Origin of the sequence: Shimia isoporae, from assembly GCF_004346865.1 — a bacterium.
In the GTDB taxonomy this organism is placed as follows: Bacteria; Pseudomonadota; Alphaproteobacteria; order Rhodobacterales; family Rhodobacteraceae; genus Shimia; species Shimia isoporae.
In genome coordinates this window covers 38,319-60,855 of record NZ_SMGR01000007.1, presented here as the reverse complement: position 1 = coordinate 60,855, position 22,537 = coordinate 38,319, and the positions used below count along the sequence as shown (strand labels likewise).

Below are 22,537 nucleotides of genomic sequence, written 5' to 3'. Positions count from 1 at the left end.
GGTGGCTACTCGATACGACAGGTGCCCAAAGGTCTTCCTGTCGGCAATCGCGTTGGCAGCCCTTGTCATTTACTGGTTATGAGTCCTGAGCCTAGGTCGCTGAGAAACCTGAGCCAGTTTCGAGCTTGATCTACAAAAACCGTTCGTCAGGCCGCCTACAGGTGACAACTCCGACCCCCAACAAGATGCCGCCAACGGTGGTCAAATAAGTTACATCGGAGGAACCGTCTGGAACAGTCTGCTTTTATTCACTCATTGGAGCACGTCCCAGACGCGCCGCTTTATAGTGCCGGATTGATGTAATTCACTATCGATGTCATCCGCAGCATGACTTTCCGGATCACATGGGTTGCCGCGACGCTGTTTGTGTAGATGGCAAAAGTGCCTGCCGCACCAGCGGGAAGCAATGCTTCGTTGTCGGGATTATCCAGTTTGATCCGCAGCAAAAAGGGCTCGGCCTGTGTTTGGCCTGCTGCCGCAACATTGCCGGTCACAGCAGCCTGACCTTGAGCTGAAATATCGAGAAGTTGTTCGACCGTTCCCGTAACGAGCGTCCCGGGCAAGGTCTTGAACGCCATTTCCACGGGTTGCCCGATCTCGATGTGGCGGCGATAGATTTGATGCACCTCCGCAACCAGCCCCTTTTCGCTGGTATCCACAAATGCCATGGCTGGCGCCAGCGGCAGGTTTGTAACCCTTTGGCCCACGGTCAGCGCCAGATTGGTGACATACCCGTCCGAAGGTGCGCGGATCTTGGTCTCTTTCAAGTTCCATTGGGCCTGCCTCAGACCAGCCTGTGCTTCGGCAATCTTGGCGAGAGTTCCGTCTTCAGTGACCGCATTCACTTCAATCATGGCGCGTGCCACGGCGGCTTGCGATTGCTCCACTGCGCCAATGGCGGCATCAAGTTCTGCTTGTCGTTGCTCCAAGCGCTGTTCTGAAATCGTCCCACTTTTGACCAACTCTTCGTCATCACGATAGAGACGGGCTGCCAGGGCTTGTTGTGCCTCCGCCTGCCGAAGCTGCGCTTCGGCTGCTGCCAGATTGGCCTGATCCTGCACCCCCTGCGCTTCCGCCCGCGCAAGGGTCGCCTTGGCTGAAGCGACGGCGATCTCATATGGCTCTGGGTCAATCTCAAAGAGCACATCACCGGCCTTCAATGGCGTATTGGCTTCAACCGCAACGTTCGTCACTTCACCACTTACGTTGGGCAAAATTTGAACCACGCGCATCTGGACCTTTACTGGACCAGAGGGCGCCCCCCACTGCATCGGAATGAAGAGAAAGATGAAGAGCACCACCACCCACACGACGGTCGAAAGCCACGTGGTCTTGGTGTTGGGCAGAACCTTTACCTTGATCAAAACAAACAGGACGGCAACATAGGCCAACGTCATAAAAACAATCATGATTGCGCCTCTTTGCCGGTCGGATTGTCACCTTCGGCAGCCTCTTCCGAAGGCTTGTGCGTGAACGCCCAGATCAAAGCGATTGGCCAAAGCACGCCGCCCAAAAAAGCCCCGAGCCATCCGGCCACATTGATCGCTTCATCATATGGATGTTGTCGCTGCGCTGCGATTTTCCCTGGCAGCATAGCGAGGGTAATAAACACAGCGATGGCCGTAACCACCAAAACAATCAAAACAATCCACGCGAAAATATCTAATCCACTCAAAGAGTTGTCCTTCCAAGTTACACGAGGCGCAGAGCTGAACGCTTGTTGGAAAATTGGAGTTCGAAGGCACTTATCCTAAGAATACTGCGCAGGCGTGACTTGTTGGGTCAAGATTTCAGTTGCCTTGCGTTGGCCTGACCCGACGATCGACCAGCATGGACCGTTCGTCGATCTTTGCAAACTCCCGCTTTGCGCGTTACTGCCGTTCGTATCTCGCGCAGCATTGGTCGGAAAGGGCTCAAAACGCTGCCTTACGCTCTGCCAAGGCGGCTTCGATCAGGGTGCGCACCTCTGGGGAAAAACAGCCGTCGGTGTCGTGCAGTTTGACGTGACGCAAGCGCTTTCCTGTCCCTTCAAGCAGCACATCCGGGTCACGCAGAGAAACACCGTGATAAAACCCGAGGTTCACCCAAGCCTTCTGCGGCATCACATAGCAGTAGCCTTCGCTCATCTTCTTGGGGCCCACACCATAGGTCGCTGCCCGATCACCAAGTCGCACCACTTCGACTGCGTCAGGGTGCACAGCCAGAATGACCCCCCTCAAGGCGGCCATAAGCGGACGCACCTCATTTTCGGCAAGAGCCTCAAGGTCTGCAAAACTGCCAAATTTTCCGTCTGCCATGCCGCCAAGGCCCTCCGATGCGCCAGACTAATCTAGACCGACACAATACCGATAGAAAACCGACGCTTTGCAGCCTGACAATTGACCGACTTTGACCCTCGTGCCACCGTACGCCGCGCACATCAATCTGGAAGGCCCCGACATGATCCTCTGCTGCGGCGAAGCCCTTATCGACATGATACCGACTGCCTCAACCGATGGCTCCGCAGCGTTTTCACCTCATTCTGGCGGTTCCGTCTTCAATACTGCGATTGCGCTCGGTCGACTTGGCGCGGATGTCGGGTTCCTCAGCGGAGTCAGCACTGACAAGTTCGGGCAACAACTCTGCAAGGATCTGACGGCAAGCAACGTCAACACAGATCATCTGATCCGGTCCGACCGCTTGACGACCCTTGCAATGGTTCACCTAACCAATGGTAGCGCAACCTACTCATTTTACGATGAAAATTCTGCAGGGCGCATGATCGGCCCGGACGACCTACCAGCGATACCTGACAGCATTCAGGCTTTATACTTTGGTGGCATTAGTCTCGCTGCGGAACCTGCGGCCGACACATATGCGGCGCTGCTCAAGCGAGAAAGCGGGCAGCGTCTGGTAATGCTTGACCCCAACATACGCCCGGACTTCATTTCCGACGAACGCCGTTTTCGGGCCCGCCTAAACGGAATGATGGCCTTGAGTGACATCGTTAAAACGTCAGATGAAGATCTCGCGTGGCTCGAACCTTCCGCCGATACGATAGTTTCGCAGGCGCGGGCCATACTTGCGAAAGGGCCCTCTCTTGTGATCGTGACCCAAGGCGCCCAAGGCGCAACCGCCATCATGCAAGACGGTCATTTCACCGTTCCAGCCCCGACAACAAATGTTGTCGACACGGTTGGCGCGGGCGACACGTTCAATGCGGGATTTCTCGCACATCTAGATGAAATCAAACGTCTTTCTCCAAAATCTTTCGCAACATCGACACTTGCCGAGACCAAATCAGCTTTGGCATTTGGGGCACAGGTCGCTGCAGTCACCGTAAGCCGCGCGGGTGCCAATCCCCCGTGGCGTGAAGAGTTGAATTAGGCCGCTTCGGCGCCGGGCTTTTTCCCATTTTGGAAGGCTGCAATCCAGCCGAGCAACTCTGCTTTGCGGATGGGCTTGGTCAGGAAATCATCCATACCAGCAGCCAGGCAAGCCAGACGCTCTTCTTCAAAGGCATGCGCGGTCAACGCGACGATCGTTGGCTGAGACTTGGGTAACATCCGGATTTCTCGCGTCGCTTGAACTCCCCCCATCCGCGGCATGCTCATATCCATAAAGATCAAGTCGAAATCGTGATCCGCGACTTTCTCCAAAGCCTCAACGCCATCAACCGCAAAATCCAGGGAAATGGGCTGTTCTTTCAAGTATTTCCCAAGAAGAAAGCGGTTTGTCTGGTTGTCTTCCGCGATCAGGATAGACAGCCCTTCTTTCAATTGGATGGGCCCTTCCTCAGGTGTTGACTGCGCGCGTTCCTCAACGCGGACGGCGCCAAAGTCAGGTTTCTCGATATCCAGAGTCACCCGGAAGATCGATCCACTACCAACCACTGATTCAACTGTGATTTCGCCGCCCATTATTCCGACAATGTGACGCGAGATAGACAATCCGAGGCCGCTTCCGCCAAACCGACGCGTGGTAGACGCCTCAGCCTGCGTGAAGTGGTCAAAGATGCTTTCGAGCTTTTCAGGCGGAATGCCAATGCCTGTGTCTTGCACAGAGAACGTCAATCGGGTGTCGCTAGGGGCCTCCAGCCGCAGCGTGACGCTTCCCGCTTCGGTGAACTTAATCGCGTTGCCGATTATGTTTGTCGCCACCTGTCGAATGCGTCCGTCGTCGGCAAGCGCACGATCCGGCACCCCCTCGCCCACTTCAAGCTTTAGCTCCAACCCCTTGGACTGTGCCATCGGCTCAAGCAGATCGAGCGTCTCTCGGAAACAGCAAACCGGAGAAAAGACGACGGGGTTCATTTCCATCAATCCCGCGTCCAGTTTAGATAGATCCAGAATGTCGTTGATGATCGCCATCAGTGACATAGAAGACCCGCGAATGGTATCAGCAAAACGCTGCTGCTCCGCATCCAGTTGGGTGTCGGCCAAAAGATCGGCCATTCCCATAACGCCGGTCAGCGGAGTGCGGATTTCGTGGCTCATGTTGGCGAGAAATTCGGCCTTGGCACGGGCTCCCATTTCAGCCTGCGCCCGCGCCTCTGCCATTTCTTTCGCCAGTTCCTTGGCCTCAGTCACATCCCGTTCGATGGTGACAAAGAATTCCAGCTCACCGTCTTCGTCGCGGATAGGGAACAGGTTGATGTCCAGCCAGTAGCGATGGCCGGATTTGTGCATGCTTTCAACTTCTCCGCGGAAACTCTCGCCGCGTGCGACAGCTTGGTCGATCGCATTGTTCGCAAGAATTTCGGGATCGTTCTGCGTCATCAACTCGGCGACGTTCTGTCCAATAGCCTCTTCGCTCGAATATCCTGAATGCTGTGTGAACGCATCATTCACCCAGACAATCCGACGGTCCTTGTCGGTAATAATCACTGTGTCGTTGGCGCGTTGCGCAACTTGCGACAGTCTACGCATTTCTGCCTGTTGCCGCGCCATATGCGCATTCGCGACTTTGAGGTCTTCCCGACTGCGGTAAAGCGCCCGATTTGTATCGTAGTTGACCATACCTGCCTTGGTGAAAGTCACCGTCATGTAAAGCATACAGCCCAGCAACATGATGATTGCCGGATTATTGATGACCACAGGGTTCCAAGAACCAAAGAAAACGTGCTGTGCAACAACCATCACAATGGGTGTTAAACCATAAATCACCAAACGGGTGATCCCGATTTTGGGGTTCTGCGGCAGAACAATGGCCGAATTTACCGCACCGAGGCCAAGACAACCTACCACAAAGATAATGTCCGGCTGCTCCACAGTGAAAAAGTAGAAAGAAGGCGCAAGTGCAAACCCCGCACCCTGTGTGACGCCACCCCAATACGCGATCCGTTGTGCACGCTTGGTTTTGCCGGCAATGGCCAGAGGCCGGACGAATTTCCAAAGCAGGAAAACGTCCACAAGGTCAGACACCACAAGCAATGCAAAGGCTGCCGCGGTCAGCCACGGCCCCATCGCAATGTAGCCCAGCGCGCACCCAAAAACATAAAGCAAAATGCGTACTTTTGTGCGTTGCAACCGATCGGTCACATACACGTCGATCCGCTCTTTTTCGCGTCGGGTGGCAATGATCGCGTCCTGTATTGAGCGCGGGGCGCCGTCTGACATAGTCTTGGGACTCATCGCGGATCAGAATCTCTGATTGGAGGTTAACATTCCCTTCTGTCTAGACCTCAAGAGTATTGAGAATTCGTTCACAAACTTTTTGGCCGGCCGAACACGGGCGGCCGATTTGCCCGCTCAATAATCCTGATTGAGAGCGTCCGCTGCCGGAATTTCCCGCTCGCGTCTGGCAATATAGTCCAGCAACGCTTCATTCACGCCGGCATCCAATTTGGGTTCCTCGTATGCCTTTAGCAATTGCCGCGCGTGGTTGAGGGCGCGCTCTGTGATTTCGATGCTGCCTTCTGCCGCCCATTGCTCGATCGAGTTATTGTCGAACATCTCTGGCATGAAAAACGCGCTCTGAAAGTTCTCCTGCGTGTGTGGGTGCCCGAGATAGTGTCCCCCCGGCCCTATGTCAGGCACCGCCGCCAGCGCCTCGCCAAAGTCACTCCAATTGATCCCTTCGGCCATACGATAAGCCATCGCGCATTGCTCCGAATCTACGATGAATTTCGCCACCGAACAGTGCATTCCGGCCTCGTTCCAACCAGCGCTATGCCAGATATAGTTTGCGCCCGCATGCATCACGGCACTCAAGGTGGTGGCGCTCTCGTATCCGGCCTGAGCGTCAAATGTCTTTGCCCCACCCAAGGTATTCGAAGTTCTCCACGGCACCCCGTAGTGCCGCGCCATCTGACCGATCATGAAATTCATCAGGCTGATTTCAGGTGTCCCCGCCATAGGGGCGCCGCTCTTCATGCTCACGGTCGACAGGTAGTGCCCATAGATCGCGGGCGCGCCTTTCCGAATGACCTGAGTATAGGCCAAAGCACTCAACGCTTCGGCATTGAGTTGTGCGACCGACGCAGCAACACTCGCAGGGGTATTTGCACCGCCCAACACAAAAGGTGAGCACAAAACCGGCTGATTGCGCCGGCAAAACGCCCGCATTGCACCCAACATGGTTTCATCCCACACAAGCGGTGAATTGCCATTACAGTTTCCAGTAACGACAGGGTGGGTTTCTAAGAACGTCTCACCAAACAGGATCGCGCACATATCCAGTACGTCTTCCGCATTCTTCGGACTTGTCGTCATCCCCATGAACATCTTGTCGGAGTATTTCATCGAGGAATACGTGATACGCAAATGGCGCTGACTGATTGGGTGATCATAGGGCTCGACGATATGATGCGCGGAGCTATGCATCGCTGGCATCATGTGGCTCAGCTTATGGAACATTGCGAGGTCATCCAACGTCGGGTTACGCCGGACATCGTCCAAATCTCGCAGATACGGCGCGCCTGTCATCGGCACAAAGACCGACTTGTTTCCACCGAGATCGACATTATTGGCCGGATTGCGGGCGTGGTACGTGAAGGTCTCAGGGATGGTTTGGATCAGTTCACGTACCAATCCGCGATCCAGAAAAACCGTCTCCCCCTCAACCTTCGCCCCGGCATTGCGCCAGTCCGCAAGAGCGATGTCATCACGAAACACGACTCCGACGTTCTCCAGGATATCCATCGACGCGGCGTCGATCCGTTCGACCTGCGCTGCATCCATCACCTCGCAAAGCGGCAAACGATTGGTCAGCCCCGGAAGCATTGTGAAATCATGAGCCATCCGCGCCGCACGTCTCGCACTGCGCCCACCAGACCGGCGGCGGTTGTCCAAAGCCATAGGCCTCTCCCTCAATCGTCAGAGTGTTTCGATGAGGCTAGCGAGCGCAAAGTGCATTGTTTTCCCTGTTTGCGAAGCGGCGTTGCAGGAAACGACATGGCCCACAATGCCCAAAACCCAGGGAATGCCCACAAAGCTAATACTTATTCTAGAAACGCCCGCATGACCTTTTCAGCTGCGTCCGGCTGGTCTCTGTGAACGCCGTGGCCGCAGCCATCGAACATTGTCAGCTGAGCGTTTTCACCGATGGCATTGGCAATATCCTCGGAACACTGCGGAGGTGTGACCGGGTCCAATTGACCGCCTAACACCAACGTGGGGCAGGAAACGGCCGATATCCCCCCGCGTAAGTCCATTTCCATCATTTCGTTGGCAAAGAAATGCACACCGATTTCTGGTCGGCTAATCGCACGCCCGCGAAAGTCAGAACCTTCCTCTGGCGGTGTTTGGGAATAGAGCGGCAAGCAAACACGCGCATACTCCTCGTGAACTTCCACTGATGGGTTGGTGAAAAACTCGCGCGCCAGTTCCGCTGCATGCTTTCCGCCCAGATGCGCCATCATCTTTTCGGTTTCTTCCATGAGAAAACAGGCAGCGGTCGACGAGAGAACCAGCTTGCTGGACCCGTCGGGATGGCGCGACGCGTAGTGCATAGCCACCATCCCGCCAAAAGACTGACCAAAAACAACTGGCCGCTCGATTCTCAAAGCTTCGCAAAAGGCAGCGATGTCATCCGCCCACTGGTCGAGGCTACAATCCTTGATATCGCCTTCAGATCGCCCGTTGGCTCTGTGATCGATGTAAATTACCTGAAAGGCATCAGCATAGCGGTCAAAATGCGGGCGCAATGTCGAGTGGTCAAATCCTGGTCCGCCGTGCAGAACCAGCATTGTCGGACGTTCAACCATTTCGTCTCCGACCGGCAAAAGCTTGGATCCAACCACATCAAAAAAAATATTCGTCCCATTGACGTTAAGGTGCATGAATGCCGATCCCTTTTCTGTGTTGATAGTCTCTTTCCTGAGACCTTACGCACGGGCTGCGAATGGAAACAAGCAAAGCGACGACGTGTCTAAGACAGACAAAAGACTGAACCTCGCCCATTTCGCAAAGTCCGCCTCCAATGTGCCGCGGGATGGTTTCTGCACTGCAGGCTTGGCGTGAAAGGTGCGGACGGGCTTTCGTTTGGTGCGCTGGCGCAGAGCCACATTGATCTCTTGTACCCAAACAGTTTGCGCGGCGTTTTCCATTGGCCAATTGGATGATTAAAGCAACCACTCACCCCTGTACCTTCAAAAAATATTTGACTACTAGGTTCGAAAGTAAGTTTGCGAAATACGGACTATTAATTCATGAAGTTTCTCGGCAGTCCTTTGGTTTACCCGAGCTACGGCGGCGAACCTACAATGCGGCTTGAACACGGTCCGTTTATCATGTGGCTCGTTTCGGCGATGCAACCCAAGAGCATTGTGGAATTGGGAACACAAAGTGGGCTCTCCTATCTTGCAATGTGCGAGGCCGTGGCAAACGCAAAAGTGGCGACCATGTGCTCGGCAATCACCGCATGGACCAAAAGTGATCGGCCCGACGACACGGCACACGAAACTCTCTTGAAGGGTAACGCTGCTTTTTCCTCTTTCAGTTCCGTTGTTGACAAGCCATTTGACGATGCGCTCGCCGATTTTGAAGACCGCAGCGTCGACCTTTTGCACCTGAACCGGCCACGGGAATACGAGGATTTAAAGAACACATTTGAGAAATGGAAAACGAAGCTTTCCGCAAATGCCATTGTTCTCGTCCGGGACATCGAAGTCCACGAACAAGACTTCGGTGAAGATCAATTCTGGCAAGAGATTAGACCGGAGTATCCGCACATCAGCTTCAAGCACGCGGGCGGACTCGGGGTTCTGTTCCTTGGTTCGGAGTATCCAGACGCAATTACTGACTTACTGTCTCTGAGCCGCCAACCCAGTGGACATGATGCAATATTGGACTTCTTTGCGACGCATGGCGCGCACTTTGGCAAAACGCTGGAACGGCAAAAAAAGGCTGGCGCACAGCAAAAAGACGCAATAGCGCGATTTGCGCTAGAACAAAAACTTCAAGAAACCGAACGCGAAAAGCGTGACCTGCAAAGGAACCTCCATTTTGCCGCGGAAGAACAAAAAGTTCTCCTGAGCGACCTTCAAACGGCGCGCGAATACCCGCTCAAGCAACTTAAAAAACTGTTTATTTTCAAGCTGCTACAGAAGTTGTCCGACCTTGAATCCTTGTCAGAACGTACCAGGCATCGTTTCAGGCGATCCGCTCAAAAGCGAGACCCCAAACGATCGCCCCGTATTACACGAACAGAGCAAGCCGGTTACATTGACTATCCTTCAATTGTCGAAAGTTGGCAAAACGAACGAGACGAACAGGCCGCCCACATAGAGGAGCGGGCAAACGCATTGGTCTCCAAAGGGTCTCCGGCGTTTGCAATTGTCATGCCTGTCTACGATCCTGATCCGGTTCTTCTTGAAGAGACACTGGAGTCCATTCGGTGCCAGAGTTATTCAGCATGGGAAGCTTGCATCGCCGATGACAACTCGACCAATCCCAAAATTCGCGAAATTCTGAATCGTTTCGCTGAAGAGGATGGTCGTTTCAAGTTGGTCTTGCGGGACGAAAATGGCCATATCTCGGAGGCGACCAACTCCGCTCTGGAAATCGTGACTGCCCCATTTGTGGCGTTCATGGATCACGACGATCTCTTGCACCAGGACGCGCTCTTGAATGTTGCCGAAATCTTGGGGTCGCACCCAGACGCAAAACTCATCTACACAGATGAGGACAAGGTTCAAACCGACGGCACGCGCTATGAACCTCATTTCAAGCCGGACTGGAACCGGGACCTTCTCTACTCCATCAACTACATTTCCCACTTGAGCGTGTTCAGCACCGATGTGATCCGCACAGTGGGAGCCCTGAAGACTTCTTTTGAAGGCGCACAGGACTACGACATGCTTCTGCGCGCAATCGGCGCTATGAAGGACGAAGAGATCCATCACATACCCAAGATACTTTATCACCGGCGTGCCGCTCTTGGCAGCACCGCTGCGTCCGTTGTCGCCAAACCATGCGCAAACGAGGCTGGCAGGCGCGCTCTTGAGAACCATCTGGAACAAACCCATGGACAACAGATCCCGGTTGAAATGGGGCCATTGCCATTCACATATCGCCCTCGGTGGGACGAAGTTGCCGAACAGCCTCCCATCACTTTGATCATGCCGATGCGGGACAAGGCGGAAGTCAGCAAAGTCGCCGTGGAGAGCATTCTGGAGAAAACGACCTATCCGGATTTCACGATAATGATCGTGGACAATGGTAGCATCGAACCAGCCACTCAGGAATGGTTCGATAGCTTGGAAAACGAACCGCGCGTTACCATCAGAAAAGACACGCGGCCCTTCAATTATTCCGCGTTGAACAACGCGGCCGTCGCAGAATGCGGCACACCGCTGGTTTGTCTGATAAACAATGATGTGGAAGTCATCTCGGAGGACTGGCTGAGCGAGATGGTCGCGCTGGCGATGCGCCCTAAAACCGGCTGTGTCGGCGCAAAGCTCTATTATCCGGATGGCCGGATTCAACATGCTGGAGTGTTGATCGGCCAGGGAGGCGTTGCAGGGCACGCTCATCTGTTTCGCGCACGCGACGAACTCGGCTATTTCGGGCGCCTGGTCCTACGTCAGGAGTACACGGCGGTAACAGCTGCATGTATGGTGATGCGCCGCGAGACCTTCGAGGAAGTCGGTGGATTGGACGAGACCAACTTGACAGTTGCCTTCAACGACATCGATCTCTGCCTCAAGGTGGACCGTGCCGGCTACCGGAACTGCTGGACGCCCTATGCCGAACTTTTCCACCACGAGTCCCTGAGCCGCGGCAGCGACAACAGACCCGAGACGATCAAACGGTTTCAGGCCGAAGTCAAACATATGAAGAAGACATGGGACACCGAAAACTGGAAAGATAGGGCCTACAACAAGAATTTCTCGTTGGACAACGGCAACTTTGAATTGGCGGAAACGTCTAGCTAGAAAACGGGCTTTCGGCCTGCGCATGCCCTAGCCCAAGCAATAGATCGGCGTCTCTACAGGAGACCCGAGTTGAACCGCCTCACGATTATTCTAAGTTGTCAGCGCAGCGGCACTACATTCTTGGAACGCTGTTTGGCCGGCACTGGCCTCGCGGGGAACTTCGACGAACACTTCGTGAATTTCATCGATCTCAACCAACGGGTCAGCCCTGAACTTCGCGGCTCACCACACCTTTTTCTCAAAGCGCTACAAGCCGCCCGTGACCGATCCGGGAATTACGGTATCACGCTGATGAGTGACTACCTTCCGGTTTGCGCAAGCCGCTTTTTTGGTAAAGCGCTCCCAATGGATCGCAACGAGCAAGTCGCACTTTCCGTCGAATTCCTGAATGAATTGAATACATTCTTCGAAGAGGTATCCTACATCGTCCTCACTCGGAACGTTGTTCAGCGGGCAATTTCTCTGTTGCTGCTTCAGGCGACCAGGCGCGGGCATATCATCAACGATGTCGAGCGGAACGCCCCGGGTGACCTGCGCGATCACAAAGCTGTCCTCCCAGAGATTTCCGCCCAACAAATCGTTTCGCTGTCTCAGACGTCGCTGTTGCAGATAGACTTCTTGCATCAGGTCTTGGCCCAACTCGACGCCAAAGTAGTTGAAACCACCTATGACGAAATCACTTCGTCGCCCCAAAGAGTGGCGGACATACTGACCAACTTGGGTTTCGCCGGCGCGGAAACCAAAAAAATCATCCCGAAAACCAAAAAAGTCGTCGCTTCCGAGGATGCCATGGAGCTAGCGACACGGGCCGCAAACTATCTCGGGTTGGAAGACTGGACCTATCAATCTCTCGAAGACACTATGAAAGCCCCCGCGTTTGCCGAATTGGAGAAAGAACGGCGCCGTGTTGATCGAAACGACACAACCGACGTGGAAAAAAATTCCCCCCGTTCGAAATGGCAGCGGGTAAAGCGGGCCTTTAAGAGCCACTAACCGGCCCCCTAAACATCCATCAATTCGACGTTGCTTGCGCAGTAAACGGTCTTATGCGCACGCCCAATCGTTGTCGCGCCCAAACCTGCGCACGGCGCGAGGCGGTCAATCACAGTATGGTCGGAAGGAAAGTGGCGCTCTGGGGAGGATTCGAACCCCCGACCCCTTGATTCGTAGTCAAGTACTCTATCCAGCTGAGCTACCAGAGCGCGGTGAGGGGGATTTAGAGCTTACACAGAGGGAGCGCAAGGGCAAAAAGAAAGAAAATTCAGATTGCCGCAACATCCCCCTTCGGGAGGCATATTTCAAAGCATGTTCCGTCCGAACCAGTCTGCTTCAGGCTCAGCATTCCGCCATGACCACGCACCAGTTCTGAAGAAATCGCCAATCCCAAACCCGAGCCACCTTTGCGAATCCCCCCTTGAAACGGCGTGAACAGGTGTTCCTGTGCCTTCGGCGGCAACCCGGGCCCCGTATCGCGCACCTCAATGAACCACGCATCCTCGTCTTCCCGCGCCGTCACAGCAATCTCCGCAGGCTGCCCTGCGGCGACAATGGCCTGACGCGCGTTGCGCACGAGGTTGGAAATCACGCGAAAAAGCTGCTCCGGGTCGGCACGCACCGACAGGCCGGCAGGGATATCTTCGGCAAAACTCAGGTCAAACTCGCCGACAGCCAGTCGTTCGCTGTCCACGACATCGCTCACAAGATCTGCCAACATAACGCGACACAAACTGGGCGGCGGCTCCTCTGCCTTGCCAAAAGCGAGCGTGCTCTCGCACAAATTGACCGCCCGCGTGATCGAGTTCACCAACTTTGGTGCCAACCGCCTCACAAGCGGGTCCTCACTGGTTTCGATGCGATCCGTGAACAGCTGCGCGGACGTCAGGATATTTCGCAGGTCATGGCTGACTTTCGCAACCGCACCGCCAAGCTGGGCGAGGCGCTCCTTTTGCTTGAGCGACGCTGTGAGCTCAGTTTGCAGGCTCTGCAACGCTTCCTCTGCTTCCCGCAACTCCCTTACCCCAGCGGTCGGGTGGATGATCCGGCGAGCGTCCTCAGGCGCCGCAGCGTAGCTCTGCATATACCCAACGACGCCCTTGATCGGCTTCACCAGAATGGCTCGTACGGCGATGAACAGTAAGAAAGCTGTGACTGCCGAAATCACAGCAGACAGCACCAGAATGCGCACGCCATAATCTACCATGGCCATGCGCAGCCCCTTGGTGTCCATGGTGACCTCGATCAGCAAACCAGCTTCCAGTACCGGCGCACCGATCACGCGGATCACCCGATCTTCGCGGTCCAGAAGTTGCATCATCGCATCACGGATCAGCTCCCGCGCCGGCGGATCGCGCATATCATACGTCGCGGCAATCGGATCCGGAATCGGACTCGACAACATCAGCTGTCGGACCTCGTTTCTTCGCAACACAACGTTGTAGACTTCTGCGTTACGCAAAAGCTCCTCTTCGAGGTCCATGTCGATCATATCGTCTGCCAACAAAGCCAGCGACGCAATCTGCGCGCGCTCGAGACGGCTGAGCAGGTAATCTTGGCGGAATCGGGCAATCGACGGGACAAAAATCAACACCTCCGCCAGCATCACAAAGATGATGGTCAGAATCAGGAAACGGCCTGAAAGCGTGTTGAGCATAAGCGCCCGCCCTTATTTACGGCAGCCAACGTTGTACAAAGCCAACCACCCGTTTGACCTTAGGATTATCAAACAGTTGCGGCGAGAAATAGGCCCCAGCAGCACGCTTGTTGATTTCTCCGACCGTCGGGTAAGGCGACACCATGCCCGCTACAGCGCCCATCTTGAGCTTGTTGGCAATTACCAGCGCCCAAAGATTGATCAGTTCGCCGGCTTGCGGTCCCGCAATTGAAACGCCGACAGGGCGGCCCTTAACCACCATCGCCTTGATCAGGCCCTTTGCCTTGCGCTCCGCGATAAGGCGGTCGTTATGATCAATTTCAAATCGCGCAACGGTCAGCTTGTCGCCGTAGATGGCCCGCGCCTCGGCCTCGGTGGGTCCGATTTGCGCCAATTCCGGATCCGTGTAGGTCGCATAGGGAATGTGGTCGGTGCGCGCCTTCGCTGGCAACCCGAACAATGCGGACCGGATGATCACTCCGGCCTGATAGCCTGCCACGTGGGTAAACTGTGCCCCGCCAGCAACGTCGCCAATTGCGTAGACCCGACGGTTCGTTGTCTTGAGAGTGGAGTCCACTTTTATCCCTGTTTTGGTGGTTTCGATGCCCGCCGCGTCCAGATTGAGCCGTTCCACATTCGCCTTCCGCCCGACCGCCACAAGGAGATGAGACCCCGTAAAACTGCGCCCGTCCTGCGTCTCCACCGCGATCTGGCCTGCTTCGCCGCTGATCGACTTGGCCATTGCATCCTCGGCAATCTCCACACCTTCCGCGCGCAGGTTTTCGAGCACAATTGCGGCCATCTCCGGGTCGTCCCTGCCCAGCGCCTTCGCGCCTTCTACCACAGTCGTCCTGATGCCAAGCCGCTGATGGGCCTGCGCCATTTCCATTCCAATCGGCCCGCCACCAATGATCAACAAATGCTCTGGAGTCTCGGTCAAATCAAAAAGCGTTTCGTTGGTTAGAAAGGGCACACTCTCCAGGCCAGGGATCGGGGGCACCAAGGGCGAGGATCCGGTCGCCACAATGACGCGGCGAGCAGTTATGCGGTGTTCTCCGGCTTCAACGACACGCGGGCTCACAAAGACCCCGTATTCACGGATGACCCTCACGCCGAAGCCTTCGAACCGCTCTTGACTATCAACCGGTGCGATCTGGGCGATAACGTCCTTCACATGGGCTTTTGCAGCGGCGTAGTCCACTTGAGGCACCTGATCCGCCACACCGTACTGTCCGCTTGTCTGCTGCGAATGAGCTGCCTTTGCACTGGCAATCAACGCCTTGCTCGGGACACAGCCAAAGTTCAGGCAATCGCCGCCCATCTCGTGCCCCTCAAGGAGAACCACGCTCGCGCCCATTTGGCTAGCCCCTGCAGCAACGGACAATCCTCCGGAACCGGCTCCGATGACCAGCAAATCACATTTGATATCTTCCATTAAATCGCTTCCTTGCCGCGAATGGTTTTCAGCACCACAGGCAACATTGCCAGAGCCGCCAATCCCAAAATTGGCAAAAGGACATGCGGTTCGAAAATGATGCCAAGGTCCGGCGTTTCACCTCGTGCGAACACCTCACCCAATCCTGCGCCAACTGAGGTATAGACCAATGCCCCGGGAATGATGCCCACAAAGGTAGAGATCACGTACCGCCACAACGCCACTCCAACCAGCGCGGGAATCAGGTTTGCGACAAAAAACGGCACCAGCGGCACCAGGCGGATGATGAACAGCATGGACCATTGATTCTCGTCGATGCCTGCTTTGATCGCCTTTACGCGACCTTCCGAGGCATCCATTTTGGCCGAGAGTTTCTCACCCAGCCCCCAACGCGCTGCAAGGAAAACCACAGTCGCACCAAATGTCGCCGCCCCAACATTGAACAAAACACCTGGAAAAGTGCCGAATAGAAACCCGCCGGTCAGCGTCGCAATGGTGGCTCCTGGCAACGAGAAACCAGCAATGACAACGTAGATGCTCATAAAAACAAGAACAGCCGTAAGATAGTGAGCATCCCGATACGCAATCAGCATTTCGCGATTGTCTCGCAACGCTTCAAACGTCAGATAGTCTCCCAACAGCCACGCTCCCAACAGCGCAACGGCGGCAATGACCGCCAATGGCAGCATCCGCGCCCATCCTGCTCTGGGTTTGCTTTCCGTGTTCGTCATATCAGCCACATCAGGCCCCGTTCTTTGGTTCTTTGTCCATACATGCGGCAGTGACAGCCAAAACAACAGCCTCCTCACGGGCGCTTGAAGAGGACGTCGCGTTTCGTGAGAAAGTGAAACAGAAGCGCTCCCTTTCCAAGAGGCGCATAATCTTCGCCTACCCCTTGCGTTTTCCCCCAAAAACCGCCATCTGCCGTTTGACTTATCTCGCCCGGGGGTCTAAAGACCGGGCTTCGAATAGATCAGGCTCCGCGAATCTGTCGCCGGGGCCTTCACACACAAAACGGAGACGGAGCGATGAAACGCACCTACCAACCTTCGAACCTGGTTCGTAAACGCCGCCACGGCTTCCGTGCGCGCATGGCCACCAAAGCTGGCCGCAAGATCCTGAACGCACGCCGCGCACGCGGCCGCAAGTCGCTGAGCGCATAAGCTCACCGACACCGTTCTGACGGAATGACACCGCCGGAGACCCCCAAGGATGGCACAGCCACCGACGGGACATTGTCTCCGGCGGTTTCCGTTTGTCTGGAGGTTCTCAAGAACCGTAGCGACTATCTCGCGGCCGCCCGTGCCCGAAAGCAGGGGACCAAGGCGATGATGGTGCAGGCGCGCAAACGCCGCGAAACCGAGGGCGTCGCCACCGACACAATCCGGATCGGATTTACCTGCTCGAAAAAGGTCGGCAACGCTGTCGCGCGCAACCGCGCCAAGCGACGGATGCGCGAGGCCGCGCGACTTGTCTTGCCGGAATTCGGCAAACCAGGCTGGGATTATGTCCTAATCGGCCGAAAAGAAGAAACCGCAGCCCGCGATTTCACAACTCTGCAAAGCGACCTGAAATACGCCCTGCGCAAACTGCACGCCGACCGCTAACGGCGCTACTCTTCCGCCACTGCCGCGCGTGGAGTAGGAAATGCGATCCCCCACGCGTGCAACCCTTCGACCACAGCCTGAAGCTTCTGCCCCTTCTCCGTCAGGGAATACTCGACCTTTGGGGGAACCACGGCATAGACCTCGCGCGTTAGGATGCCGGCCTCTTCCAACTCTCTAAGTTGCTTCGTCAAGGTGCGCTGCGTAACGGTGCCAAGTCGCCGGCGCAGTTCGTTGAAACGCAGAGTGCCGCCCAGCAGATGGTAGATTATCAAGCCCTTCCACTTGCCGGAGATTTGCTCAAGCGCGTTCTCAACCGGACAGCCGCCGCTGCAGTCATAATCCTCAAAGCGGTTCATCTTTCCCATGTCTCAGCCCTACGGTATCCAAATTGATCCTATATGCCCAAAAGGTGCGTACTTGCGATATTTATCCTGAGTCGTAGATAGTTGCCACACCAAATGAACTGTCAATTTTCCATAACCTTGGAGTGAAGAATGCCCCTCACCATAGTCGCACAAATCAAGGCTGCTGCCGGCAAAGAAGCGCTCGTAGAAGCCGAATTGCGAAAGCTGATCGATATTACCCGGGCCGAAGCAGGTTGCATCAATTACGATCTGCACAAAGACAACGAAGATCCCGGTCTCTTTCTGTTTTTCGAAAACTGGGAAAGTCGTGAGCTCTGGCAAACCCATATGAACGCACCGCATCTCGCGGCTTACATGGCCGCAACCGAAGGGGCCGTAGACAGCTTTGTGCTGCACGAGATGACCAATATTGGCTAACTTGGAAAGCCGGTGTCCGAGCTGACACCGGCGTCCCACAGCAACGGAAGAACTCCCCATGAAAGCAGTTGCCTTCAGAACACCTGGACCAATCGACGCCTCGGACAGTCTTGTCGATGTCGAGATAGAGAAACCCGTCCCAACAGGACGTGACATCCTCGTCAAAATAAACGCCGTCTCGGTGAACCCCGTTGACACAAAAGTCCGCCAACGTCCCCTCAACGGCGACGCGGACCAGTGGGTTCTTGGCTATGACGCCGCCGGAGTAGTTGAGGCAGTCGGCCCTGACGCTGCCAACTACAAACCCGGCGACGCGGTGTTCTATGCGGGCTCAATCGCACGCCCCGGAACCAACAGCGAATTTCATCTTGTCGATGAGCGGATTGTCGGACGCAAACCCGCCTCACTGACAGACGCGGAGGCGGCCGGCCTGCCCCTCACCGCAATCACCGCGTGGGAAATGCTCTTTGACCGGCTCAAGGTGCGCGACGCAACTCCGGAAGGCGGGGACACTATCCTTGTCATTGGAGGCGCCGGAGGCGTTGGCTCGATCACCATTCAGCTTCTCCGTGCGCTGACCGATATGACCATCATTGCCACTGCCTCCCGTCCTGAAACGCAAGACTGGGTCAAAGACCTCGGCGCACATCATGTGATCGACCACCGCCAGCCACTTGCGGCGCAAGTCTCAGATTTAGGCATTGGCGCACCGGGCTTTGTCTTTTCGACCACAATGACAGACCGCCACTATAGCGACATTGTCGAACTTATCGCGCCTCAGGGTCGGTTCGGCTTGATAGACGATCCCAGCGGTCTCGATGCCATGCCGCTCAAACTCAAAGCAATCTCCCTGCATTGGGAAATGATGTTCACACGCTCCCTTTTCGAAACAGCCGACATGGACGCTCAACGGGCACTGCTCAACGAAATCGCCGATCTCGTAGACGCCGGCTCCCTACGCACCACTGTGACCGATGTAGCCGGCAAGATTGACGCTGCCACACTCAAGAAAGTGCACGCGGTTATCGAAAGCGGCTCCGCCAAGGGCAAAATTGTGCTTGAGGGCTTCTGAACGATTTGGCTGCGCTGGTCACTGCACCGGCGCGCCTTTTACCGGCACCGACGTAATACCGACGTTTTGCAGACGTTCTGCAGACCTGCCAATTCGGGAATTTTCTTGAGTTTTCTTCCGATTTGACACCCGCGTCGTCCAAACCGACTTGGCACTCTCTTTAAGAGCAGGTAACACGCTCCTTCAAAGAGGTTTCAAGCATGAAGAAGCAAGATATGAACCGCGACTGGATCGCCACCGCCCGCACACTTTCGCAAGCCCTGCCGTATTTGCAGCGCTATGCCGGCGCAATCGTAGTGATCAAGCTAGGTGGCCATGCCATGGGCAGCGACGAAGCGATGGATGATTTCGCCCGCGACGTTGTTTTGATGCGCCATGTTGGCATCAATCCGGTGATCGTTCACGGCGGTGGACCGATGATCAATGCGATGCTGGAACGGCTTGATATCCAATCGGAATTTGTGAATGGAAAGCGTGTCACCGACGCGGCCACGGTCGAAGTGGTTGAAATGGTTCTCTCAGGTATCGTCAATAAGCGCATCGTACAGGCAATAAACCGTCAGGGCGGAAAGGCCGTTGGTCTTTCCGGCAAAGATGCCAACCTCATGATCTGCGATCAAACCAACCCTGATCTTGGGTTTGTCGGTACGCCGGCCGAAATGGATGCGTCCCTCTTGCACGAACTTTTCGCCAACGACACCATTCCCGTGATCGCTCCTCTGGGCGCTGGCAAAAACGGCGAAACGTTCAACGTGAACGGCGACACTGCCGCCGGCGCAATTGCCGGTGCCCTCGAAGCTGATCGCCTGTTGCTGCTCACTGATGTGGCTGGCGTAAAAAACGCCGATGGGGAGGTTTTAACCGAACTGAAAGCCCAGCAAATCAAGGACTTGACCACAGAGGGTGTGATTGCAGGCGGAATGATCCCCAAGACGGAAACTGCGCTCGCAGCAATCGACAAGGGCGTTCGAGCTGTGGTCATTCTTGATGGCCGGGCCCCGAACGCATGTCTTCTGGAGCTGTTCACGGAACATGGTGCCGGCTCAATGATTAGGGCTGATTGATTACCCTCTTGTCACACGGCAGCCGCCTCGCCACTCTGATCTCTGCTGGACGGTATCGCACGACGCCAGCCAGCAGACGCAACGCAAGCCGGAGTGTGATAAAATGGGCGCCACACATAGGGTGACGATCGAAGACCTCCAAGGCAAAGCAAAGCAATACGGTCTGCTTTTGATGGGTGCACTCAACGACGCCCCAAGCGCACCGCGCGGCACAACCGCTTTGTTTGGAACCGGCCCGGACTTTTGGGAGACTTTTACAAACGCTTCAGAATACCTAGACGGGTTGCGCGACCCTGTGGATCGGTGGTCCAAACGTGTTCTCTCCGAACTGGCCTCGCCTTTGAACGCTGCGACATCATTTCCATCAGATGGGCCGCCCTATCCGCCCTTCATTGCTTGGGCGCTGTCTACAGGCCGCTTTTTTCAAAGTCCTGTTGGCATGATGGTGCACGATCGCGTCGGCCTAATGATTTCACTGCGAGGCGCGCTGCATTTGCCTTTCACAGTGCCTTTGCCGGCAACCACGGCAGTTTCTCCGTGCAACACCTGCCAAGCCCCATGTGTGACCTCCTGCCCCGTTGGGGCGCTTTCACGCTCCGCTCCGTATAATCTGGCCGCTTGTCACGACTTTCTGGACACAGACAACGGCCAAGACTGCATGTCCCGAGGCTGTATTGCCCGACGAGCCTGCCCTCTCAGCACCGCCGCTCAACGTCCGAATGCGCAATCTGCACTGCATATGAAAGCCTTCCATCCATGACCCTGACATTGGTTCTGATGCGCCATGCCAAATCAAGCTGGGACGACCCGCTGCAATCCGACCACGCGCGTCCCTTGAACAAACGCGGCCGTGCCTCGGCACAGGCAATGGGCAAGTGGTTGACCCAAAAAGGATATCTACCAAACGAATTGCTCTCCTCGACCTCAGAACGCACCCGCGAAACCTATACCCGCTCAGGCCTGTCCGCGCCTTCTACCCGCTTTGAGTACGCGCTTTATCACGCCTCCGCCGACACAATGTTGCGTTTCCTTCAAACAGCCACGGGCGCCACGGTCCTCATGCTCGGCCACAATCCCGGCATTGGTCACTTTGCCGAACTGATGGCCAAGCAAGCCCCTGACCACCCAAGGTTTTTCGACTACCCCACTTGCGCAACAACTGTTTTTTCTTTTGAGGCAGACACGTGGGGAGACGTGCATTTTAGCCGAGGAGTCGTCATTGACTTCGCCATCCCTCGCGAAGTCTTGAACAACCAATCCGCCTGACTTGCCTCAGGTCAAATTGCGGCCGCGCCAGTTTGCGGTACACTCTCGAAAACCACCGAGGAGTTCCGCCATGCACCGTCGCACCCTTCTGCTCGCCGCCGCGCTCAGCCCATTGGCATCGCTGCCAGCCATAGCAGCCGACCCAGTGATTCAAGTCGCGAAGTCACCCACTTGCGGGTGCTGCGGCGCTTGGGAAGAGCACCTGCGGATAAGCGGTTTCAAGGTCGACAGCCACCCGATCCCGGACGAAAACCTCTGGGCGCTCAAGGCCAAACTCGGAATCACCGATGACACATCCTCCTGTCACACAGCGATGATAGACGGCTACGTGATCGAGGGCCACGTGCCCGCCGACGACATCCGCCGGTTGCTGGCCGAACGCCCTGACGCCGTTGGCCTGACTGTACCGGGAATGCCGATCGGTTCTCCGGGCATGGAGATGGGAGGCGAAGTCGAACCCTACGACACGCTCCTGATCCGCAAGGACGGCAGCACCGAGGTCTTCGCCAGCCACAGCTGATCTCAGCTGTACTGCGCCACCAACTCTTTGATTTTGTCATGGACCGCCGCTGATTTGGCAGCGCTTAAGGCGTCGCCATGCGGATTGGCGAACTGTCCGGAATCATTGTCAAAATACGCGCCTGATTTGCCGATGAACTCGTCGGACAATGCCGCGCGGCGCAATATGTCCGCCCCGATCCCAAGATCGCTACCAGCCACGCCAAAACCTTCTTTGACCATTTTGGACGCCAGCAAACTACCCGGATTCACCGCCACAATCAGCGGCCCCTCCGGCAACTCAGCGGCCAATTCACGGGTCCACATCGTGATCGCCAACTTGCTTTGCGCATAGGCCTCCATTGCCCCCTGCCCCGAGAAGGCCGCCATTGCCCGCAGGTCCACCGGAGCTTGCGCTGCAGACGACAGGTTCACCACCCGCCCGTCCCTGGGCATCACCTCCAACAGCGCCTTGGTCAGCAGGTATGGCGTCAATGTGTTCACAACAAACCGCAAGTCCAACCCGTCCGCTGTTTCCTCCTTCGGGGCCTTCAAAATGCCTGCATTATTGATCAAAACATCAATCTGCGCGTGATCCGCCTTCACGGCCTCGGCAAGCGCTGCGGTCTCAGAAAATGACGACAGATCGGCGCGATAGCCCTGCACACCAAGCTCTGCTGTCACCCGTTCCAGCTTCTCCGCATTGCGCCCGTGTACGAGCACGTTGTGCCCCTCAGACACCAGCAGTTTTGCCGTCTCAAACCCGATCCCGTCGGTCGCACCAGTGATCAAAATCGTCTTCGCCAT

General features: G+C 55.8%; 22 protein-coding genes, 1 tRNA gene and 1 pseudogene. 12 read left to right on the top strand and 12 right to left on the bottom strand.

Translation table 11 applies throughout. From position 1 onward, the window contains the following. Positions 1–82 (top strand): annotated as a pseudogene (locus BXY66_RS20330) (IS5/IS1182 family transposase); the annotation flags it as partial. Positions 83–281: 199 nt separating this feature from the next. Here BXY66_RS20330 and BXY66_RS20325 read toward each other — a convergent pair. From BXY66_RS20325 to BXY66_RS20315, 3 genes are all read right to left on the bottom strand, one after another. Beyond that, positions 282–1,409 carry an HlyD family secretion protein gene (locus BXY66_RS20325; RefSeq protein WP_132862244.1) on the bottom strand — a complete coding sequence of 376 codons (1,128 nt, stop codon included), beginning with the start codon at positions 1,407–1,409 and terminating at the stop codon, positions 282–284. Continuing rightward, positions 1,406–1,675: a DUF3302 domain-containing protein gene (locus BXY66_RS20320; RefSeq protein WP_132862243.1), complete on the bottom strand. Its 270-nt coding sequence runs from the start codon at positions 1,673–1,675 to the stop codon at positions 1,406–1,408. Before BXY66_RS20320 ends, BXY66_RS20325 begins: the two co-directional genes overlap by 4 nt. A 238-nt stretch (positions 1,676–1,913) precedes the next feature. Then, on the bottom strand, positions 1,914–2,297 hold the full coding sequence (locus BXY66_RS20315) for a DUF1801 domain-containing protein (RefSeq protein WP_132862242.1): 384 nt from the start codon (positions 2,295–2,297) through the stop codon (positions 1,914–1,916). Positions 2,298–2,439: 142 nt separating this feature from the next. Here BXY66_RS20315 and BXY66_RS20310 point away from each other — a divergent pair, with 142 nt between their 5' ends. Then, a complete protein-coding gene (locus BXY66_RS20310; protein WP_132862247.1) occupies positions 2,440–3,366 on the top strand; it encodes a carbohydrate kinase family protein in 927 nt (308 codons plus the stop codon). On the opposite strand, the gene BXY66_RS20305 is transcribed toward BXY66_RS20310, so the two are convergent. The 3 genes from BXY66_RS20305 to BXY66_RS20295 form a co-directional block, all read right to left on the bottom strand. Further along, positions 3,363–5,612: a PAS domain-containing hybrid sensor histidine kinase/response regulator gene (locus BXY66_RS20305; RefSeq protein WP_132862241.1), complete on the bottom strand. Its 2,250-nt coding sequence runs from the start codon at positions 5,610–5,612 to the stop codon at positions 3,363–3,365. The genes BXY66_RS20310 and BXY66_RS20305 overlap by 4 nt on opposite strands. A 117-nt stretch (positions 5,613–5,729) precedes the next feature. Continuing rightward, positions 5,730–7,277: a trimethylamine methyltransferase family protein gene (locus tag BXY66_RS20300; protein ID WP_132862240.1), complete on the bottom strand. Its 1,548-nt coding sequence runs from the start codon at positions 7,275–7,277 to the stop codon at positions 5,730–5,732. A 143-nt stretch (positions 7,278–7,420) separates the two neighbouring features. Then, on the bottom strand, positions 7,421–8,260 hold the full coding sequence (locus BXY66_RS20295; protein ID WP_132862239.1) for an alpha/beta fold hydrolase: 840 nt from the start codon (positions 8,258–8,260) through the stop codon (positions 7,421–7,423). Between the two features lie 369 nt (positions 8,261–8,629). Between BXY66_RS20295 and BXY66_RS20290 the strand changes: the two genes are divergently transcribed. Together BXY66_RS20290 and BXY66_RS20285 are read left to right on the top strand one after the other, a co-directional pair. Next, the gene (locus tag BXY66_RS20290; RefSeq protein WP_132862238.1) at positions 8,630–11,356 is read left to right on the top strand and encodes a glycosyltransferase; all 2,727 of its coding nucleotides are present in this window, start codon (positions 8,630–8,632) and stop codon (positions 11,354–11,356) included. Positions 11,357–11,425: 69 nt separating this feature from the next. Then, the gene (locus BXY66_RS20285) at positions 11,426–12,349 is read left to right on the top strand and encodes a Stf0 family sulfotransferase (RefSeq protein WP_165929258.1); all 924 of its coding nucleotides are present in this window, start codon (positions 11,426–11,428) and stop codon (positions 12,347–12,349) included. A gap of 132 nt (positions 12,350–12,481) precedes the next feature. Here the strand turns inward: BXY66_RS20285 and BXY66_RS20280 are convergent. From BXY66_RS20280 to BXY66_RS20265, 4 genes are all read right to left on the bottom strand, one after another. Then, positions 12,482–12,558, bottom strand: a tRNA-Arg gene (locus tag BXY66_RS20280). 59 nt (positions 12,559–12,617) lie between these two features. Further along, positions 12,618–14,006: a sensor histidine kinase gene (locus BXY66_RS20275; protein ID WP_132862236.1), complete on the bottom strand. Its 1,389-nt coding sequence runs from the start codon at positions 14,004–14,006 to the stop codon at positions 12,618–12,620. Positions 14,007–14,022: 16 nt separating this feature from the next. Continuing rightward, positions 14,023–15,441 carry a dihydrolipoyl dehydrogenase family protein gene (locus BXY66_RS20270; protein ID WP_132862235.1) on the bottom strand — a complete coding sequence of 473 codons (1,419 nt, stop codon included), beginning with the start codon at positions 15,439–15,441 and terminating at the stop codon, positions 14,023–14,025. Then, positions 15,441–16,172, bottom strand: a complete 732-nt coding sequence (locus BXY66_RS20265) for a TVP38/TMEM64 family protein (RefSeq protein ID WP_207911353.1) — start codon at positions 16,170–16,172, stop codon at positions 15,441–15,443. Before BXY66_RS20265 ends, BXY66_RS20270 begins: the two co-directional genes overlap by 1 nt. A 297-nt stretch (positions 16,173–16,469) precedes the next feature. On the opposite strand from BXY66_RS20265, the gene rpmH reads away from it, so the two are divergent. Both rpmH and rnpA read left to right on the top strand, forming a co-directional pair. Beyond that, positions 16,470–16,604 carry a 50S ribosomal protein L34 gene (gene rpmH, locus BXY66_RS20260; RefSeq protein ID WP_005980833.1) on the top strand — a complete coding sequence of 45 codons (135 nt, stop codon included), beginning with the start codon at positions 16,470–16,472 and terminating at the stop codon, positions 16,602–16,604. 24 nt (positions 16,605–16,628) lie between these two features. Further along, complete coding sequence (gene rnpA, locus BXY66_RS20255; RefSeq protein WP_132862233.1) at positions 16,629–17,048, top strand: ribonuclease P protein component; 420 nt, start codon at positions 16,629–16,631, stop codon at positions 17,046–17,048. A 5-nt stretch (positions 17,049–17,053) separates the two neighbouring features. Here rnpA and BXY66_RS20250 read toward each other — a convergent pair whose 3' ends face one another. Then, the gene (locus tag BXY66_RS20250; protein ID WP_279432509.1) at positions 17,054–17,413 is read right to left on the bottom strand and encodes a winged helix-turn-helix transcriptional regulator; all 360 of its coding nucleotides are present in this window, start codon (positions 17,411–17,413) and stop codon (positions 17,054–17,056) included. 129 nt (positions 17,414–17,542) lie between these two features. On the opposite strand from BXY66_RS20250, the gene BXY66_RS20245 reads away from it, so the two are divergent. The 6 genes from BXY66_RS20245 to BXY66_RS20220 all read left to right on the top strand — a co-directional run bounded on the left by BXY66_RS20245 (position 17,543) and on the right by BXY66_RS20220 (position 21,752). Beyond that, on the top strand, positions 17,543–17,830 hold the full coding sequence (locus BXY66_RS20245; RefSeq protein ID WP_132862232.1) for a putative quinol monooxygenase: 288 nt from the start codon (positions 17,543–17,545) through the stop codon (positions 17,828–17,830). A 58-nt stretch (positions 17,831–17,888) separates the two neighbouring features. Further along, positions 17,889–18,902 (top strand): zinc-binding alcohol dehydrogenase family protein, encoded by a 1,014-nt coding sequence (locus BXY66_RS20240; protein WP_132862231.1) that lies wholly within the window; start codon positions 17,889–17,891, stop codon positions 18,900–18,902. Between the two features lie 200 nt (positions 18,903–19,102). After that, positions 19,103–19,966, top strand: a complete 864-nt coding sequence (gene argB / locus BXY66_RS20235; RefSeq protein WP_132862230.1) for an acetylglutamate kinase — start codon at positions 19,103–19,105, stop codon at positions 19,964–19,966. 103 nt (positions 19,967–20,069) lie between these two features. Continuing rightward, positions 20,070–20,726 (top strand): ferredoxin, encoded by a 657-nt coding sequence (locus BXY66_RS20230; RefSeq protein WP_132862229.1) that lies wholly within the window; start codon positions 20,070–20,072, stop codon positions 20,724–20,726. Beyond that, complete coding sequence (locus BXY66_RS20225; protein WP_132862228.1) at positions 20,723–21,232, top strand: SixA phosphatase family protein; 510 nt, start codon at positions 20,723–20,725, stop codon at positions 21,230–21,232. The genes BXY66_RS20230 and BXY66_RS20225 overlap by 4 nt, the downstream gene beginning before the upstream one ends. Positions 21,233–21,302: 70 nt before the next feature. Further along, a complete protein-coding gene (locus BXY66_RS20220) occupies positions 21,303–21,752 on the top strand; it encodes a DUF411 domain-containing protein (protein ID WP_132862227.1) in 450 nt (149 codons plus the stop codon). A 2-nt stretch (positions 21,753–21,754) separates the two neighbouring features. On the opposite strand, the gene BXY66_RS20215 is transcribed toward BXY66_RS20220, so the two are convergent. Next, entirely contained in the window at positions 21,755–22,537 is a 783-nt protein-coding gene (locus BXY66_RS20215; protein ID WP_132862226.1) for an SDR family NAD(P)-dependent oxidoreductase, read from the bottom strand.

Coding starts and splice junctions, on each gene's coding strand:
- BXY66_RS20220 (WP_132862227.1), top strand. CDS start 21,303: ATGCACCGTCGCACCCTTCTGCTCGCCGCCGCGCTCAGCCCATTGGCA.
- BXY66_RS20240 (WP_132862231.1), top strand. CDS start 17,889: ATGAAAGCAGTTGCCTTCAGAACACCTGGACCAATCGACGCCTCGGAC.
- BXY66_RS20225 (WP_132862228.1), top strand. CDS start 20,723: ATGACCCTGACATTGGTTCTGATGCGCCATGCCAAATCAAGCTGGGAC.
- BXY66_RS20290 (WP_132862238.1), top strand. CDS start 8,630: ATGAAGTTTCTCGGCAGTCCTTTGGTTTACCCGAGCTACGGCGGCGAA.
- BXY66_RS20325 (WP_132862244.1), bottom strand. CDS start 1,409: ATGATTGTTTTTATGACGTTGGCCTATGTTGCCGTCCTGTTTGTTTTG.
- BXY66_RS20265 (WP_207911353.1), bottom strand. CDS start 16,172: ATGACGAACACGGAAAGCAAACCCAGAGCAGGATGGGCGCGGATGCTG.
- BXY66_RS20310 (WP_132862247.1), top strand. CDS start 2,440: ATGATCCTCTGCTGCGGCGAAGCCCTTATCGACATGATACCGACTGCC.
- BXY66_RS20305 (WP_132862241.1), bottom strand. CDS start 5,612: ATGAGTCCCAAGACTATGTCAGACGGCGCCCCGCGCTCAATACAGGAC.
- BXY66_RS20300 (WP_132862240.1), bottom strand. CDS start 7,277: ATGGCTTTGGACAACCGCCGCCGGTCTGGTGGGCGCAGTGCGAGACGT.
- BXY66_RS20270 (WP_132862235.1), bottom strand. CDS start 15,441: ATGGAAGATATCAAATGTGATTTGCTGGTCATCGGAGCCGGTTCCGGA.
- argB (WP_132862230.1), top strand. CDS start 19,103: ATGAAGAAGCAAGATATGAACCGCGACTGGATCGCCACCGCCCGCACA.
- BXY66_RS20250 (WP_279432509.1), bottom strand. CDS start 17,413: ATGGGAAAGATGAACCGCTTTGAGGATTATGACTGCAGCGGCGGCTGT.
- BXY66_RS20230 (WP_132862229.1), top strand. CDS start 20,070: ATGGGCGCCACACATAGGGTGACGATCGAAGACCTCCAAGGCAAAGCA.
- BXY66_RS20245 (WP_132862232.1), top strand. CDS start 17,543: ATGCCCCTCACCATAGTCGCACAAATCAAGGCTGCTGCCGGCAAAGAA.
- BXY66_RS20215 (WP_132862226.1), bottom strand. CDS start 22,537: ATGGCGAAGACGATTTTGATCACTGGTGCGACCGACGGGATCGGGTTT.
- rnpA (WP_132862233.1), top strand. CDS start 16,629: ATGACACCGCCGGAGACCCCCAAGGATGGCACAGCCACCGACGGGACA.
- rpmH (WP_005980833.1), top strand. CDS start 16,470: ATGAAACGCACCTACCAACCTTCGAACCTGGTTCGTAAACGCCGCCAC.
- BXY66_RS20295 (WP_132862239.1), bottom strand. CDS start 8,260: ATGCACCTTAACGTCAATGGGACGAATATTTTTTTTGATGTGGTTGGA.
- BXY66_RS20315 (WP_132862242.1), bottom strand. CDS start 2,297: ATGGCAGACGGAAAATTTGGCAGTTTTGCAGACCTTGAGGCTCTTGCC.
- BXY66_RS20275 (WP_132862236.1), bottom strand. CDS start 14,006: ATGCTCAACACGCTTTCAGGCCGTTTCCTGATTCTGACCATCATCTTT.